At 63.8% G+C, this 15,536-nt stretch carries 15 protein-coding genes; 3 read left to right on the top strand and 12 right to left on the bottom strand.

The features are described from left to right. Positions 1-7: 7 nt before the first annotated feature. From FA94_RS19560 to FA94_RS19540, 5 genes are read right to left on the bottom strand one after another with little or no spacing between them, the layout of a single operon-like run. Complete coding sequence (locus tag FA94_RS19560; protein WP_035554224.1) at positions 8-2,548, bottom strand: hybrid sensor histidine kinase/response regulator; 2,541 nt, start codon at positions 2,546-2,548, stop codon at positions 8-10. Further along, complete coding sequence (locus tag FA94_RS19555) at positions 2,545-3,267, bottom strand: chemotaxis protein CheW (RefSeq protein WP_035554222.1); 723 nt, start codon at positions 3,265-3,267, stop codon at positions 2,545-2,547. The genes FA94_RS19560 and FA94_RS19555 overlap by 4 nt, the downstream gene beginning before the upstream one ends. Then, the gene (locus FA94_RS19550) at positions 3,260-4,738 is read right to left on the bottom strand and encodes a CheR family methyltransferase (RefSeq protein WP_051980645.1); all 1,479 of its coding nucleotides are present in this window, start codon (positions 4,736-4,738) and stop codon (positions 3,260-3,262) included. The genes FA94_RS19555 and FA94_RS19550 overlap by 8 nt, the downstream gene beginning before the upstream one ends. Then, positions 4,735-5,199, bottom strand: a complete 465-nt coding sequence (locus tag FA94_RS19545) for a chemotaxis protein CheW (protein ID WP_035554220.1) — start codon at positions 5,197-5,199, stop codon at positions 4,735-4,737. Before FA94_RS19545 ends, FA94_RS19550 begins: the two co-directional genes overlap by 4 nt. A 60-nt stretch (positions 5,200-5,259) precedes the next feature. Next, positions 5,260-6,885: a methyl-accepting chemotaxis protein gene (locus FA94_RS19540; RefSeq protein WP_035562533.1), complete on the bottom strand. Its 1,626-nt coding sequence runs from the start codon at positions 6,883-6,885 to the stop codon at positions 5,260-5,262. A 299-nt stretch (positions 6,886-7,184) separates the two neighbouring features. Between FA94_RS19540 and FA94_RS19535 the strand changes: the two genes are divergently transcribed. Continuing rightward, positions 7,185-7,535 (top strand): hypothetical protein, encoded by a 351-nt coding sequence (locus FA94_RS19535; protein WP_035554218.1) that lies wholly within the window; start codon positions 7,185-7,187, stop codon positions 7,533-7,535. An 83-nt stretch (positions 7,536-7,618) separates the two neighbouring features. Here the strand turns inward: FA94_RS19535 and FA94_RS39190 are convergent, their stop codons facing one another. From FA94_RS39190 to mnmE, 3 genes are all read right to left on the bottom strand, one after another. Then, positions 7,619-7,780, bottom strand: a complete 162-nt coding sequence (locus FA94_RS39190; protein ID WP_176058968.1) for a hypothetical protein — start codon at positions 7,778-7,780, stop codon at positions 7,619-7,621. A 246-nt stretch (positions 7,781-8,026) separates the two neighbouring features. Continuing rightward, the gene (locus FA94_RS19530) at positions 8,027-9,211 is read right to left on the bottom strand and encodes a tyrosine-type recombinase/integrase (RefSeq protein ID WP_035554216.1); all 1,185 of its coding nucleotides are present in this window, start codon (positions 9,209-9,211) and stop codon (positions 8,027-8,029) included. A 184-nt stretch (positions 9,212-9,395) separates the two neighbouring features. Beyond that, on the bottom strand, positions 9,396-10,790 hold the full coding sequence (gene mnmE, locus FA94_RS19525) for a tRNA uridine-5-carboxymethylaminomethyl(34) synthesis GTPase MnmE (protein WP_035554214.1): 1,395 nt from the start codon (positions 10,788-10,790) through the stop codon (positions 9,396-9,398). Between the two features lie 394 nt (positions 10,791-11,184). Between mnmE and FA94_RS19520 the strand changes: the two genes are divergently transcribed. Together FA94_RS19520 and FA94_RS19515 are read left to right on the top strand one after the other, a co-directional pair. Further along, complete coding sequence (locus FA94_RS19520) at positions 11,185-11,619, top strand: hypothetical protein (RefSeq protein ID WP_035554212.1); 435 nt, start codon at positions 11,185-11,187, stop codon at positions 11,617-11,619. A 298-nt stretch (positions 11,620-11,917) separates the two neighbouring features. Continuing rightward, complete coding sequence (locus FA94_RS19515) at positions 11,918-12,325, top strand: hypothetical protein (protein ID WP_035554209.1); 408 nt, start codon at positions 11,918-11,920, stop codon at positions 12,323-12,325. 177 nt (positions 12,326-12,502) lie between these two features. Here the strand turns inward: FA94_RS19515 and yidC are convergent, their stop codons facing one another. The 4 genes from yidC to rpmH all read right to left on the bottom strand — a co-directional run bounded on the left by yidC (position 12,503) and on the right by rpmH (position 15,165). Further along, entirely contained in the window at positions 12,503-14,161 is a 1,659-nt protein-coding gene (gene yidC / locus FA94_RS19510) for a membrane protein insertase YidC (RefSeq protein ID WP_035554208.1), read from the bottom strand. Between the two features lie 30 nt (positions 14,162-14,191). After that, a complete protein-coding gene (yidD, locus tag FA94_RS38100; protein ID WP_081936011.1) occupies positions 14,192-14,422 on the bottom strand; it encodes a membrane protein insertion efficiency factor YidD in 231 nt (76 codons plus the stop codon). A gap of 105 nt (positions 14,423-14,527) precedes the next feature. Further along, positions 14,528-15,007 (bottom strand): ribonuclease P protein component, encoded by a 480-nt coding sequence (locus FA94_RS19505; RefSeq protein ID WP_035562531.1) that lies wholly within the window; start codon positions 15,005-15,007, stop codon positions 14,528-14,530. Positions 15,008-15,030: 23 nt separating this feature from the next. Beyond that, the gene (rpmH, locus tag FA94_RS38095) at positions 15,031-15,165 is read right to left on the bottom strand and encodes a 50S ribosomal protein L34 (protein WP_004198824.1); all 135 of its coding nucleotides are present in this window, start codon (positions 15,163-15,165) and stop codon (positions 15,031-15,033) included. Between the last annotated feature and the right edge of the window lie 371 nt (positions 15,166-15,536).

Genomic DNA, 15,536 nt, shown 5'->3' with positions numbered 1-15,536 from the left:
CCCGGGCTTAGCCGTAAGCTTCGCCAATCAGATCACGCACCGCATCGAGTAGTGCTTCGTCGTGAAAACTGCCTTTCGCCAGATAGTAGTCGGCGCCGGCGTTCAGGCCGGCGCGACGGTCTTCTTCGCGATCTTTATACGAAACGATCATCACCGGCAGCGACTGCAACTGCGGATCGCGCTTGATCAGCGTGACCAGTTCGATGCCGTCCATGCGCGGCATGTCGATGTCGGTAATGACGAGGTCGAAGCGTTCGCCGCGCACGGCGTTCCAGCCGTCCATGCCGTCGACGGCGATCGTCACGTCGTAGCCGCGCGTGGCCAGCAGCTTGCGTTCGAGTTCGCGCACGGTGAGCGAGTCGTCGACCACCAGCACGCGGCGGGTCGTGCGCTGTGCGGCCGGCGCGACACCGTGTTGCGTGTGCCTCAGATCGCCGCCCGCGACGAGCCGTTCGACCGAACGCAACCAGTCGTCGACGTCGGCGATCAGCACCGGGTCGCCGTTTTCCATCAACGCGCCGGCGGTGATATTGCGGACCTTGCCGAGACGCGGGTCGAGCGGCTGCACCACCAGCATCCGCTCGCCGAGAAAACGGTCGACCACCACGCCGTACGTGTGCGGACCGTCGCCGATCACGATCATGCTGACGGCGTCGCTTTGATCGGCGGGTGCGGCGGTGTCCAGAATCTGATGCGCGGTGACGACGCCGATGCGCCGGCCGGCGAAGGCGATGTGCTGATGGCCTTCGAGCAGTTCGATCTCCGCGCGGCTCACGTTCAGCGTGCGGTTCACGTGCGCGAGCGGCACCGCGTACGGCTCGCCTGCGACTTCGATCAACAGGCTGCGGATCACCGACAGCGTGAGCGGCAATTGCAGTTGCACGCGCGTGCCGAGGCCGGGTTCATGGGTGATGCGCACCGTGCCGCGCACGCGTTTGACGACGTCGTGCACCGCGTCGAGTCCGACGCCGCGGCCCGAGAGATCGGTTACCTGATCGCGCAGCGAAAAGCCGGGCAGCAGCAGGAATTCGAGCAGTTCGGCTTCGGACAGACGGGCGGCGGTTTCGTCGCTCGCCAGCTTCTTGCGCACGATCGACGCGCGCAACGCGTCGAGGTCGATGCCCGCGCCGTCGTCGGAGACTGTGATGAGCAGCGCGCCGGCGGTGTGGCGTGCGTCGAGCGTGAGCGTGCCTTCTTCCGGCTTGCCGCGCGCGAGGCGCACGGCGGGCGCTTCGATGCCGTGGTCGAGCGCGTTGCGCAGCATGTGGCCGAGCGGCGCTTCGAGCAGGTCGAGAATGTCGCGGTCCACCTGGGTCGATTCGCCGACTAGTTGCCAGCGCACCTTTTTGCCGAGCGAACGCGCGACATCGCGCACCATCCGCGCGAGTCCGCCGGTGCCGTCGCCGAACGGACGCATCCGGCATTGCAGCGCGGCGTCGTAGAGCTGCTGCGACAAATGCGTCGAGCGACGGTCGAAGCTTTCGAGATCGGCCAGACGCTCGGCGAGCAGGTGCTGCGATTCGGCGGTGAGACGGCGCACTTCTTCGAGCGCGGCCTGGGCGCGTGGGTCGAGCTTGAGGTCGGCGAGCGTTTCGTGCAGTTGATCGAGCGCGCGGGTGCCGTCGCGATGGACGCGCTTGATGCGCAGCATTGATTGCGCGAAGGGTTTCAGCCAGCGCGATTCGACCAGCGATTCGCCGGACAGCGACAGCAGACGGTCGAGGTTGTCGGCGCGTACGCGCAGCATGCGGCCGGATTCGGTGGTGGTGCTCGCGTTGCTCGCCGAGGGCGCTGCGGGCTGCGCGGGAATTGCGTTGCCGGCGATGATCGAGGCGGGCGCTGATGGCAGCAGCGGGGCGGCTGTGGGATCTGCGGGTGCGCTCGCAGATGTGGAGACGTTCGCAGGCGCAGGCGCGGAGGCAGTCGACTTCGCTTCAGCTCGCAGCGCTTCGGCTAGCAGGTTGAAGGCGGCGTCGGGGTCGAATGCTGGGGGGGCGTTGGCGGGGGCGGGTGATGGCGTCGTTGTGCTCGGTGCGGCTGCGGAAGGAGTGGCAGACGTAGCGGGCGTAGAACCGTAAGCGGCCATGGAGCCGGAAGCCGACGTCAGTGCCGAGTCAGCACCCAACGCAAACCCACTCCGCGTCGCTGCCCCATGCGGCAGCACACTCGCCATCCGTGCATGCAATGCCGCCACGCAGGTGCCGACCTCATCGCGGGCCGATTCATCCTCGTCATTGCCAATGCGCGCGATGATATCCACGCCGCGCAGCAACTCGTCGATCCACACCGCGTCGAGCAATGCGCGCCCTTCCTGCGCCGCGACGAAACACTCCTCCATCTCGTGCGCGAGTTCGACGCCGACCTGCACGCCGACAATCCGCGCTGCACCCTTCAGCGAATGCGCGGCTCGCATGCAGGCTTCGAGCGCGGCGGCGTCGCGCGGCGCACGGTCGAGCGCAAGCAGGCCGTCGTTCAGCACGCGTGCCTGGGTCCGCGCTTCTTCGCGGAAAAGATCGATCAGCGACGGGCGGCGCGGGTCGTCCGTCATCCGAGACTCCGGTTCAAGGTATCGAATAGCGCGTCGGCGTCGAGCAGACCGACGCTCATGCCGCGCCACGGCGCGACCGCGCGCGTATGCGCGGCGGCCGCTTGCGACAGCGTGGCGGGCGGCGGGCAAAAACTGTCGAGCGCGAACCGGTGCACGCCGTCCACCTGGTCGACCGGCAACACCGCGTGTTCTTCGCCGCGCGTGACCACCAGCAGACGCGGCAGTTCGTGCCGCGCGCGGTCGTCGCGACTGTTGCGGTCGTTGCGCTTATCGCGCTTGTCTTGCGCAACGCCGCCGGCGTCGAAACCGAGCAGATGCGCGAGCGACAAACACACCAGCAACTCGCCCTGCACATTCACCACGCCCAGCACCGCGCGATGTTGCCGATGCGGCAACGTATGAATCGGCCGCGTCTGCACGATGCGCTTGAAGATCGGCGTGGGCAGCGCCAGCCATTCGTCACCGATACGAAAGACGAGGAAGGATTCGCTCGCGTTTTGTCCTTCGCGTTTTTGATGTGTCTGCGCCGGCACGCGCGCTTCATGCAGCGCGAGATCCACCCGCGGAATCGGCCGCTCCAGCAGTCTGGCCGCGGCCGCCTCGAACACCGGGCAATTCAGGCAACGCACATAGTCGTCGAGACGCTCGCACGACGAATCGCCGCGCACGCCGATGCGGTTCCAGCAATCGTCGAAGCCGATCGTCTGCGTATCAGCCACGTGGCGCTCCCTGTGTGCGCGACGCGCGTTGCATCAGCAAACGCGCACCGTTGCGGTCGCCTTCGAGTTCGAGCAATGTCGCCAGATGGGCGAGTGCTTCCGTGTGCTGCGGATCGAGATAGAGCGCCTTGCGATAGTGGCCGCGCGCGAGGTTTGTTTCGCCGTTGGCGTCGGCCAATACGCCGAGCAGATAAAACGCGTCGGCGTGCGGCGCGTGTTGCTCCAGATAAACGTTGATCGCCGTGGCGGCTTCCGCGAGACGGCCGGCATCGGCGAGCGCGTGCGCGGCGTCCAGACTGTCGCGGGCGGCGTTGGTCGGCGCGGTGACGGTGGGCGGCAGCACGTTGTGCGTTGGCGACGAAGTCATCGGCGATTGTCGCGCTGGCAACGATCCGGCATGAAGCGACGCGGACGGCATTGCCTCGTTGAGCGGCGTGGTGGACCCGGCAGTGATGCCGTTAAACGGTGCGCTCTGTGCCGCCCCGTTGATCGATGCGCGCGCAACCGGATCGGGCCACGCGAACGGCTCCGCCGAGAACACTTGCAAGGGAGCGAGCGCGGGCACCGGCGCGTGCGTCATGGCGAGTGCGGCGGCGGTGGCGAGCGGCGCGGTATGCCAACCGTTCAACTGCGTTTCGCCCGGCGCCGCGCGATGGAAGGCGAACGCGAGCGGAATCTTCGCGGACTGCATGCCGTAACGCATCAGCAGCCCGGTTTCCGCCGGACCGACGAACAGCGTGCCGTTTTCGGCGAGCACCTGATTGAGCGCGTGCAACGCGGTTTGCTGCGCGTCACGGTCGAAGTAGATCAGCACGTTGCGGCAGAACACGAAGTCGTAGACGCCCAGCGCTGCGGCGTCGAGTTGCATCAGATTGGCGCGCGAGAATCGCACCGTATCGACGATGCGCGGCGCGAGACGCCAGCCGTCTTCGGTGCGTGTGAAGTGCGCGTCGCGAAACGGAAACGCGTTGCCGCGAAACGAATTGCGGCCGTAGTGTGCACGCTGCGCAACGGCGAGCGAACGTTCGCTGATATCCATCGCGTCGATACGTAACTGCGCGGCGTCGATGCCCGCGTCGAGCAACGTCATCGCGATCGTGTACGGTTCTTCGCCGGTTGAACACGGCAGGCTCAGAATGCGCAGCGGCAGCGCGGCGCCGCGTTCGTATAAGCGCTCGTGCGCGAGCCGCGCGAGTGCCTTGAACGCGTCGGCGTCGCGATAGAACCAGGTCTCCGGCACCACCACGGTTTCGATCAGCGCCTGCACGATGGCCGGCGACGCGAGCGCCGCGTTCCAGTAGTCGGCGAGCGTGGCGTCGGGGTGACCGTCCGCGTACCACGCCGCAGCGAGCTGGTCGACCGCGCGCTCGATCGCACTATGGCCGAGCGACGCCGCGTCGAGTCCCATGGCCCGGTGCAGGAGTTCCGCGAAGCGTCGGTACAGCGGCGCGTTGTCGTGATGCGCGTTCATGCGTGCGCCTCGGGAAACAGCAGCGCCTTGACGTCGTCGGGCAGCAGATGTTCGACGCGAATCCATTGCACCAGACCGCCGGCCTCGCTCGCGACCGGGCCGAGATAGCGCGCGTGCGGCAGGTCGATGCCGGCGTCGTGAAACGCGTCGGCGTCCAGACGCAAGGTGCGGGTCGCGCCTTCGAGCAGCAACGCAAGCAGGCGCACGGTGCCCGCGTACGGATAGCGCACCAGCACCACGCGCGTCGACATGAGTTGCGCGGCGGGGCGGCCGAGCGCGAGCGCCGGCAGATCGATCAGCGGCAGCGGCGTGCCCTCGTGGTCCAGCACGCCGGCTACCCATGACGGCGCGCCGGGGATCGTCTTCGGCGGCGATTGCGGCGTAAGTGGCATCAGACGCTCCACCTGCGTCGCGTCGATCACGTAGCGTTCGCTATCGAGCGTGAAGAGGATGAAGAGCATCGGCGTGGGCGGTGGCTGGACGGGAAGGGTGTCTGGCTTCGTGGCGCGGGCTGCCGCGCGTCAGGCCATGACCTTGAAGCGCGACACGCCGGTGCGCAGACTGTTGGCGACGTGCGTCAGATCGTCGATCGCCTGGGTCGACTGGCGCAGCGATTCCGCCGTTTGCTGCGCGGCCTCGGAAAGCTGCGTCAACGCCTGAGTGATCTGTTCGGCGCCGGTCGCCTGGGTCTGCATGCCTTCGTTGACCATCGAGAAGCGCGGCGCGAGTTGCTGCACCTGCTGGATGATCTGCGTGAGATGGCCGCCCACGTTCTGCACGTCGAGCATGCCGCGCCGGACTTCTTCGGAGAACTTGTCCATGCCCATCACGCCTGCGGCCACGGCCGACTGGATCTCCTTGACCATCTGTTCGATGTCGTAAGTCGCGACCGCGGTCTGATCGGCGAGGCGGCGGATTTCGGTGGCCACGACCGCGAAACCGCGGCCGTATTCGCCGGCTTTTTCCGCTTCGATCGCCGCGTTCAGCGAGAGCAGGTTGGTCTGATCCGCGACCTTGGTGATGGTGGCGACGACCTGGTTGATGTTGCTGGCCTTCTCGTTGAGGATCGCGAGCTTCGCGTTGACCGAGCCGGCCGCTTCCATCACGAGGCGCATGGTTTCTTCCATGCGCGCGAGACCGGCGTGACCGGTGCCCGCGAGTGCCGCCGACTGGCCGGCTACTTCGGAGACTTCGTTCATGGTGCGCAGCAGATCGCGCGACGTCGCGAAAATCTCGCGTGAGGTTGCGCCGATCTCGGTGGTGGTGGCGGCGGTTTCGTTCGCGGTGGCCTGCTGTTCGCGCGAGGTCGCGGCGATTTCCGTGACCGAGGTGGTGACCTGCACCGCCGATTTCTGCGCCTGGCCGACCAGTGCGGTGATTTCGTCGGTCATGCGGTTGAAGCCCGTTTCGAGCGCGCCGATTTCGTCCGCGCGGTTCAGTTGCAGGCGTTGCGTCAGATCGCCCGTGCGCATGATGTCGACGACCTGCAGCACTTTGGCCATTGGCGTCGTGACCGCGCGCAGCAGCCAGTAGCCGGACAGCACGGCGACAGTCGCGGCGAGCAGCATCATCACGAGCAGCACGATGCGGGTCGCTTCGACCGAGCCGCGAATGCTTTCGGCGGAGGCGTCGGCGTAACTCTTGTTGTTCTCGACCAGCTTGCGCACGGACAGCCGACCGGTTTCCCAGATCGGCGTGAGTTGCGTGTTGAAGATGCGCGCGGCGTTGTCTTTCGACGCTGGCAGGACGTTCAGCAACGACGCCTGGATCGGCACGTACTGCGCCTGCTGCTGGCGGAAATCGTTGAAGAGCTCATGGTCGACGTCGCGGAAGATGGTCGCGCTGTAGTCGTTGAGCAGCTTCTGCAGCGTCTGCTGGGTTTCCTGCAGACGCAAGCTATCGCGCTTGACGGAATCGGGGTCCGCGTCGACATAGATAAGGCGCTGCGTGACGGAGTAGTTCTCGAACCACGCCGCGCGCATGGCGGTGGCGTAGTAGAGGCCAGGCATGGAGTCCTGCTGCTGGCTCCTGGCGTTGCGGTCGATGCCGCCGAGCTGTTCGAAAGTGACGATCGCCATTGTCAGCATCACGATCAGCACGATCCCGAAGCTGCACAGAATCCGTTGCCGGATGGTCCATTGTTTCACGCGCACGCCCCTTACTTTGGCTTTGTCTCGAACCCGGTTGGTCGACGTGGGATGTCTCGGGTCGAGGGATCGGAAAGCTTTGCGGGCTGCCGGATTGATCCGACAGCTTGTGCGGCGAATTTTACATTGATCGGCGGATTGGGGGGCTGATCTCGTTGAGCGGTGGAACCCCTGGGAAACTGGTTTGCGACGCACGGCGCGCGGCGGTTACACGGGTAATGTCTAGTTACCACTTGCAGCATCTATTTCTGCCCGCGACCTCCACAATCCGTTCCATGCCTCAACGGCGGGAGTCAAACATGAAAAAGATCGCAGTGGCGTTGGTGATGATTGGGAGCCTGAGCATGGCGGGGCAAGCCTCGGCTCATGGCAATGGCGGCGACGTGGTCGGTGCGCTGATCGGCGGGGCCTTGCTGGGCGCGGTGGTGACCTCGGCGCTGAATCCGGCGCCGGTAGTGGCTTACCAGCAACCGGTGTATGCGCAGCCCGTTTATGCGCAACCGGCGTATCAGCCGGCCCCCGTGTATGCGGGTCCGCCGCCGGGATATTGCTATGACCAGTATAGCGGCGGCTATGTCGCGTGCGGTGGGCCGCCTCCGCAAGCGCAATACGGGTATCCGGGATATCCGCAGCCTCAGCCGGGTTGGTGAGCGTCCGGCGCGCCTCGCGCGCGCTGTACGAACATAAAAAAGCCGTCGCCTTTGAAGCGACGGCTTTTTGTTTCATATGCCGCTCAGTGCCGGTGATGCAGCCACTCCGCGTAGTGCGTGTCGAGCCAGCGCTCGAATTTTGGCGGCCTGGTCTTGTGGTGATAGTGGGACGCTGCCCAGATAACCACGCCGACCAGCAGCATGACAACGGGTCCCAGCAAATAAGCCAACAACGATTCAGACATGGGAGCCCCCGTATTGGGTCGCGTCGGACTTTCAGTTTAGGCGATGAATCGCAGGAAAAAAGGGCGACGTGATGTGCGTGGAGGCGTCCTATTCTTCTCACCTTTTAAAACGCGACGAAGAAGGTGATTTCTTTTTTTGACAATGGTTTAAGTCGGGTGTTTTAGGTCTTGTGTACCAAAAAGACGACTTGGTTGAGGTTTCGCGAAGCCGGTGTCGAGCCGGAAGCGTTGATCGCTAGACGCGGCTCACCCCCCGGCTTTCCGCCCACTCTCGATTTGCGAATCGACGAAGTCCGCCCAGCCCTGCCCCTGTGCACGCTGCTCCGCGGCGTCTTTTTGGTTCGTGTCTTGACCGGCGGTTTCATCTGCCGCGTCGGTCGATTGCGTCAGGTTCCGCAAATGCGCGGCCGCCGTGCGCCGGAAGTCATGCAGGACGAAATGCTCCACCTCCAGCCCCAGCGCTTTGACCGCCTGATTCAGCGTGCTTTTGGCGATGGGCTTGTCGCCGCCCCTGACGCTCGGGAATACGAAGCTTCCACTTGCCCTGGCGTGCTGAAGCTCGCGCAGCATCGACACGGCCTGACGCGGCAGAGGCACCCGTTGATCCTGCTCTTTGTTCAGACGTGCGGCGGGTATCGTCCAGCGTGCGTGGTCCAGATCGAATTCGTCCCAGCGCGATTCCACCAGATCCGATTTGCGGACCATCGTCAGCACTAGCAGATGCAGCGCGAGCTTCAATGGGCGGCGAATGCTCGACGCGTCGATAGCGCGCAGCATGACGCCGATCTCGTCGCCGGAGAGCACGCGGGTGCGGCTGTCGAACGTGGCGATGGAGCGCGCCGGCACGACGTCGGCCGGATTGCTGGTGGCGAGTTGGCGGGCGATCAGATACGCATAGAGACGCTTGATCACGTTGCGGGTGTGCAGCGCCATTTTCGGCGAGCCACGGCTTTTGATGCGCTCGCAGATCGCGACGACGTCGTCTGCGGTCACCGCTTTGATCGCCATGCCGCCGATGGCCGGCAACACGTCTTTATCGAGCGCGCGACGGGTGGTGCGGCGGTATTCGGCCGATTTGCCCGCCATTTCCGTTGCAAGGTACAGCTCGGCGGCTTCGCGCAGCACGTCGGCTTTGCTCTCGGCGCCGCGGTCCCGGCGCGCCGTCGCGACCGGCGAGACGCCTTGCGCGACCATCTCCGCATACTTCTGCGCCTTGGCCCGCGCGACCCGCAGCGAGATCATCCGATAATCGCCGATCGTGGCGAGCGGCTGGCGGCGACCGTTCAGCGAATAGCGGAAGCGCCAGACCTTGGTGCCGGTCGTCATGACTTCGATGACGAGGCCGTTGCCGTCCGCGACGCAATAGCGGGTGGCGCGCGGTTCGAGCGCGCGAATCTGGCTTTCGGTGAGCGGGACGGCTAGTCGGGGCATGCTGGGATCGCGGGTACGTGGCCAGCGGGGATTTTAGCGCTTATCCGGTCTGTGTACCAAAGATTGGCTGTGTTTTGGCATCACAACGGTGGGTTGAAGGCGGCCGATCGGAATGTGGTGGCTGATCAAGCGAGCCTTTCTTGATGAGGTTTTCTGTCAAGCTAGCGAACAAGCCGAGCACTCGCTACTTCCCAATACAGAACCTGCTGAAAATCACCCCAAGCAGATCGTCCGAGCTGAATTCGCCTGTGATCGAGTTCAGTTGATCCTGGGCGAGCCGAAGTTCTTCCGCAAACAGATCCAGCGCCTGCGAGTTCTGATCCGCGTGCGCGGCCGCCGTCGCGAGATGCTCCTCGGCGGCGCGCAGTGCGATCAGATGCCGCTCGCGCGCCAGGTAGACGCTTTCCGCGCCCGCTTGCCAGCCGGCAATCCGCAGCAACTCGTCGCGCAGCAGCGCCACGCCATCGCCCTGTTTCGCCGATAGCCGCACCTCGCTGAGCTCGGCGTCGGTATCGAGCGCTTGCGTCGCTGGCGCGAGGCCGGTCAGGTCGGTCTTGTTCAGCACGCGCACCACCGGCACACCGCCCGGGAAGCGGGCGGCGATCGTTTCGTCTTCGGCGGTCATGCCGATGCGCGCATCCAGCAGATGCAACACCACGTCCGCGCGTTCAATCTCACTCCAGGTGCGCGCAATGCCGATCTTTTCGACTTCGTCCTCGGTGTCGCGCAGGCCTGCCGTGTCGATCACGTGCAGCGGTATGCCCTCGATCTGGATGGTTTGCGCGACCTTGTCCCGCGTCGTGCCGGCGATCGGCGTGACGATCGCCAATTCAGCGCCGGCCAGCGCGTTCAGCAACGACGATTTGCCGACGTTCGGCTGCCCCGCGAGCACCACCGACAAACCCTCGCGCAGCAGCGCGCCTTGGCGCGCTTCGCTCAGCACGTGCGCGAGGCGTTCGCGAATGCGTGTGAGCTTGCCGCGGGCGTCGGCGGCTTCGAGAAAGTCGATTTCCTCTTCCGGGAAGTCGAGCGTGGCTTCGACCAGCATGCGCAGCGTGATCACGTCTTCGACCAGCGCGTGAATGTCGCGCGAAAACGCGCCGTCGAGCGAGCGGCCGGCCGAGCGCGCGGCGGCTTCGGTGCTGGCCTCGATCAGATCGGCGACGGCTTCGGCTTGCGCCAGGTCCAGCTTGTCGTTGAGGAAGGCGCGGCGCGTGAATTCGCCCGGCTCCGCGAGACGCAGGCCGAACGCGCGGCCGGCGTCGACGCAGCGCTGCAGCACGAGTTGCAGGACGACCGGACCGCCGTGGCCTTGCAGTTCGAGCACGTGTTCGCCGGTGTACGAATGCGGCGCCGGAAAGTACAGCGCGATGCCACGGTCGAGCACGTTGCCGCTGCCGTCGAGAAACGGTACGTAGCTCGCGTGACGCGCTGCTAGCGACTGACCGGTGAGCGCCAGCATCAACGGCTGAGCCGCCGCTTCGCCCGCACGGCCGAACGAAATCCGCACGACGCCGATGCCGCCTCGACCGGGTGCGGTGGCAATGGCGACGATGGGATCGGAATCGGTGGTGAGCATGGGGTGCTTGGCAAAAAACGGAGGAAGGGCGGCGCGGCGTAGTGTGGGCCGAGTGGGCCGACGCGGCGCGAGGCATTGTAACGCGAGCGTTTGCCAAGGTTTGCGACGGGCGGCTTCCAGCAACGGTGGCGCGTCGCATCGGTCACTTTACCCCGCCAGTTGGGATTTATCTTAAATAAGCTAGGAATGTAGTCGTGGTTTCCGAGAATAATTAGGAGCGCGTAGGCCGGCCGAATCGCCTGGAAGGCCATCCAATAAGGAAAAGATCGAAAAATTTGAAATCGGCGGAACGCGTTGCACGAAGCGGCAGACAAGCTAAATTTATCTCAATTACGCCACCCCATAGCCCGCGGGGTTGTCAACAGACCGGACGTAGAATTGCACAATCCGGCGCATGCCGACCAAACAAGAAAAAGCCGCCTTCGCCAAGAGACTGAAGGGCCTGCTGGAACCGCTCAAGATCCGCGGTGGGACGAAGCTCGCCAAGGAATTCAATAAACACTATCGCGGCGAACCGGTGACACCGCAAACCGCGCATAAGTGGCACTCGGGCAGCACCATTCCGATGCCCGACAAGTTGCGCACGTTAGCCGAATGGCTGCTGGTGACCGAACATTGGCTTCGCTATGGACCGTCGCCGGGCATGGCCGCGAAGCCGCTCGCTCGCGAGGAGAAGTATCCGCCGTCGCCTGAAATCATCGAACTGGCTTCGAAGATCGGCGCGCTGAATCCGAAGGACCGCTTTCTGGTTGAGGAGATGATCGTGCGGTTTTACGGTGAAGAGGTGGAACCGGTGGAAGAGATGAAGGCGGGGGAGGGTGAGACGTAGCGTGTGTTGCGGGGTGTGGGTGCGATTGCTGTGACCCGCCTCGGGCACCACTTTCTGCCAGCGATTCGGATTTATCTCAACTAAGCTAGGATTGTTACCGCGATTGTTGAGACAAATTAAGGCTTTCTAAGATGGTCATGTCGCTGGCACGCCCGCCATACAAAGAAAAATCAAAAAATTTGAATTCTGCGAAACGGCTTGCGTGAAGCGGGATACAAGCTAAATCTATCTCAAATACGCTAAATCATAGCTCGTATGGTTGTCAACTGGTTAGACGCTGAATTGCACAATCTGGCCCATGCCGACCAAACAAGAGAAAGCGGCCTTTGCCAAGAGGCTGCGTGACCTGCTAGAACCGCTGAAAATTCGCGGCGGGACCAAGCTCGCCGAACAGTTTAATCTGCGTTATCACGGGGAGCGTCCGGTGACGACGCAAGCCGCCCACAAGTGGCTGTCGGGCGCGACGATTCCGAAGCCGGACAAGCTGCGCATGCTGGCCGAGTGGCTGAATGTGAAAGAGCATTGGCTTCACTACGGACCGGCGCCGGGCGCGAATGCGAGGCCGCTCGCGCGGGGCGAAAAGTATCCGCCTTCGCCCGAAACGATCGAACTGGCGTCGAAGATCGAGTCGCTTACCCCGAAGGACCGGTTCCTCGTGGAAGAGATGATCGTGCGTTTTTACTGCGAGGATACGGCGGGAGAATAACCGCGGCGTTTGCCGGCCGAACGTTGACGCGCCGACCATGAAAAAAGCCGCCCGGTTTGCACCGGGCGGCTTTTCTTTTTACGCGCTGCTGCGGTTTTAATACCGCGATCAGCTGGCGTCGGCGTGAATCGGTCTTGCGGACGGCAAGCGCGTTAGCGCTCGCCGTCAGACCCGATCTCAGGCCGCTTTCGTCTTCGACTTGCCCATCATCCGCGTGATGTAGTACTGCTGGGCGATCGACAGCACGTTGTTCACGACGTAGTACAGCACCAGACCGGCCGGGAAGAAGAAGAACATGACCGAGAACGCGATCGGCATGAACATCATCATCTTGGCTTGAACCGGGTCCGGCGGCGTCGGGTTCAGACGTGTCTGCAGGAACATCGAGACGGCCATCAGCACCGGCAGGATGAAGAACGGATCCTGTTGCGACAGATCGTGAATCCACAGAATCCACGGCGCGCCGCGCATTTCCACCGACGACAGCAGCACCCAGTACAGCGAGATGAACACCGGAATCTGAATCACGACCGGCAGACAGCCGCCGAACGGATTGACCTTCTCGGTCTTGTACAACTCCATCAGCGCGGAATTCATCTTCTGCGGATCGCCCTTGAAGCGTTCGCGCAGCGCCTGCATACGCGGCGTGATCGCCTTCATGCGCGCCATCGACTTGTAGCTCGCGGCCGAGAGCGGGAAGAACACCGCCTTGATCAGCAGCGTGAGCAGCACGATCGACCAGCCCCAGTTGCCGACATAGCTATGAATCTTCTCGAGCAGCCAGAACAGCGGCTTCGCGATGATCGTGACCCAGCCGTAGTCCTTCACCAGTTCCAGACCCGGCGCGATGCCTTCGAGCATGCGCTCTTCTTCCGGACCGGCGAACAGGCGCGCGGAGACCTCGACCGTTTGGCCCGGGGCAATCGTCGCCACCGGTTGCTTCACGCCGACGCGATACAACGCCGGATCGATCTTCTCGACGTAGATGTCGCGCTTCACGCCCTGCTTCGGAATCCACGCCGACGCGAAGTAATGCTGCACCATCGCGACCCAGCCGTTGTCGGCCGAATTGACGAAGTCTTCCTTGTTCTTGTCGATGTCGCTGAACGTCATCTTCTGGAAGTGATGCTGGTCGGTATAGACAGCCGGCCCGATGAACGTGTGCGAGAAGCGCGGCGTTTCCACCGGCTGATCGTCACGCACCAGTTCCATATAGACCGACGGCGTCACCGGCACGGTGCCGACGTTCTCGATCTTCGTGTCGACGCCGATCACATAGCTGCCACGCGTGAACGTGTAGGTCTTGATGACCTTCACGCCACCCTTCACCGGCGATTCGAAGCTGAGCTGGAACGATTTTTCGTCGCCCGTCAGATCGTGCGGCTGGTTCGGCAACGGCGTGTAGATGTCGTTGTGGTTCGGGAAATCGCCGCCGAGCAGACCGGTGCGCGCCAGATACGTATGGTTCGCGGTGCGGTCGAACAGCGTGATCACCAGGTCCGGCGTCTTGCCGTCGCCTTGCTTCACGAGCGACAGCTTCGACAGCGTGCCGCCGCGGGTGTCGATCTCGCCGTTATAGACGTCGGTGCTGAACTTGATCAGTTGCGATTGCGCGGCGGCCGGCGCGTTGCCCGGAGCAGCTGCGTTCGTGGCCGGCAAATCGGCGGGCTGGGTTCCCGGCGTCGTGGTTCCCGGTTCGGCGCTACCGACGGTGTGCGTCGGCGTGGCGCTCGGGAAGAACATCGACGGGCGTCCGTGGTCGCGTTGCCAGTTGTCGAACAGCATGACCGCTGACATGAAAAAGATGACCCATAGGACGGTGCGTTTGATATCCATGCGTTGTCTCAGTGTCGATGGAACGGCGCGTCAGCGCTTTTCAGAAGTGGGAGGCGGGACGAGATCGATGCCGCCCGCGGAAAACGGGTGGCAACGGCAAATACGCCTGGCGGCGAGATAAGTCCCGCGCGCGGCGCCATGATACTGGATTGCTTCGCGCGCGTAATCAGAGCAGGAAGGGTAAAAACGGCACCGGTTGCCGAGCATTGGGCTCACGGCAACCTTGTAGAAACGCAATAAAGCGAAGAGTACCGTTTGCATGGCTGGTGCGGCTAACAGCGCCGCGCAACGTGGAGGTCCGGGTGGATGCCCGCGCAGCAGGGCTGCGGGAGCCGCAAAGCGGCGCAACGGGCAGTCACTTGAGCGTCATTCCGTTTGGGGCGCTTCCGCGGGCGGCGCCTGACGACGGACAATTTCGCGCGCTGCCTTGTCGAGCAGCGCCTCGATTTCGCTGCGGCACAACGCCCTCAAAGGCGGCGACGAGGCGCTCGGCAAAGCTTTCTTGTCGAAGCGCGTGTGCAAACGCAGCAGCACATCCCAACCGCCGAATTCCGCGCGACGCAGCCGGAAGGCTTCACGCGCGATTCGACGTACCAGATTACGCGTGGCCGCGCGCGGCGCGTACTTCTTGCCGATTACGAGGCCAAGACGTGCGTCGTTGCCGGTGGGCCGGCCGTACACCACGAAGTGCGCGGTGCGGCGCCACGGGCGCAAACGAAAAACGGATGAAAATTCATCCGTTTTCAGTAGCCTTGCGGCTTTGGGGAAGGCGGCTTGCGCTCGCAACGGAACCGAGCCCAGTTGCTGCGCCCCACCTGTTCCCGCCTCACCGCGGGCTTCAGTCACAGCGCGCAATCCGCTCGCCTGCCTTAGATGGCGAGGCGCTTGCGGCCCTTCGCGCGACGTGCGTTGATGACCTTGCGGCCACCTGCGGTCTTCATGCGAACGCGGAAGCCGTGGGTGCGCTTGCGACGGGTAACGGAAGGTTGGTAAGTACGTTTCATGTTGCTCTCACTTGATCGACTGATCGAAAAATAACCGCACGATCATCGCTGAAGCGGCAATGGCCGGAGGTTTACAGAATTGGTTTTCGCGGAACCCGCTATTTAAACCGGTTTTCTGTTGGCCGTCAATAGTTTAGCGCTCGCCGGCCTGCGACGGCGCTGGCTCGGGCCGATGATCCGTCCCTGTGGATAACTCCCTTCCGGGTAGCATTTGGCGTTAGAATCTCGCCTTACTTCCCAAAAATCCTGCACGCCGCTCCGGCTCGCTTGCCCCGCAAACCCTTGTGGCACAAGCGCCTGGAGCCGTTACGCCTGGCTGCTCAGGGCCTTGTTGCGCGCACGCGACAGGGGCAGCGGCGACCGCCGTGCAC

Origin of the sequence: Burkholderia sp. 9120 (assembly GCF_000745015.1) — a bacterium.
Taxonomy (GTDB): domain Bacteria; phylum Pseudomonadota; class Gammaproteobacteria; order Burkholderiales; family Burkholderiaceae; genus Paraburkholderia.
Note: the sequence above shows the minus strand (reverse complement) of the source record. Positions and strands in the feature narration are given on the sequence as shown.

Excerpts from the sequence above, each read along its gene's own strand:
- rpmH (WP_004198824.1), bottom strand. The coding sequence starts at position 15,165 with ATGAAACGTACTTACCAACCTTCCGTTACCCGTCGCAAGCGCACCCAC.
- FA94_RS19560 (WP_035554224.1), bottom strand. The coding sequence starts at position 2,548 with ATGACGGACGACCCGCGCCGCCCGTCGCTGATCGATCTTTTCCGCGAA.
- yidC (WP_035554208.1), bottom strand. The coding sequence starts at position 14,161 with ATGGATATCAAACGCACCGTCCTATGGGTCATCTTTTTCATGTCAGCG.
- FA94_RS39190 (WP_176058968.1), bottom strand. The coding sequence starts at position 7,780 with ATGTCTGAATCGTTGTTGGCTTATTTGCTGGGACCCGTTGTCATGCTG.
- mnmE (WP_035554214.1), bottom strand. The coding sequence starts at position 10,790 with ATGCTCACCACCGATTCCGATCCCATCGTCGCCATTGCCACCGCACCC.
- FA94_RS19535 (WP_035554218.1), top strand. The coding sequence starts at position 7,185 with ATGAAAAAGATCGCAGTGGCGTTGGTGATGATTGGGAGCCTGAGCATG.
- FA94_RS19515 (WP_035554209.1), top strand. The coding sequence starts at position 11,918 with ATGCCGACCAAACAAGAGAAAGCGGCCTTTGCCAAGAGGCTGCGTGAC.
- FA94_RS19520 (WP_035554212.1), top strand. The coding sequence starts at position 11,185 with ATGCCGACCAAACAAGAAAAAGCCGCCTTCGCCAAGAGACTGAAGGGC.
- FA94_RS19545 (WP_035554220.1), bottom strand. The coding sequence starts at position 5,199 with ATGCTCTTCATCCTCTTCACGCTCGATAGCGAACGCTACGTGATCGAC.
- FA94_RS19530 (WP_035554216.1), bottom strand. The coding sequence starts at position 9,211 with ATGCCCCGACTAGCCGTCCCGCTCACCGAAAGCCAGATTCGCGCGCTC.
- yidD (WP_081936011.1), bottom strand. The coding sequence starts at position 14,422 with ATGCAAACGGTACTCTTCGCTTTATTGCGTTTCTACAAGGTTGCCGTG.
- FA94_RS19550 (WP_051980645.1), bottom strand. The coding sequence starts at position 4,738 with ATGAACGCGCATCACGACAACGCGCCGCTGTACCGACGCTTCGCGGAA.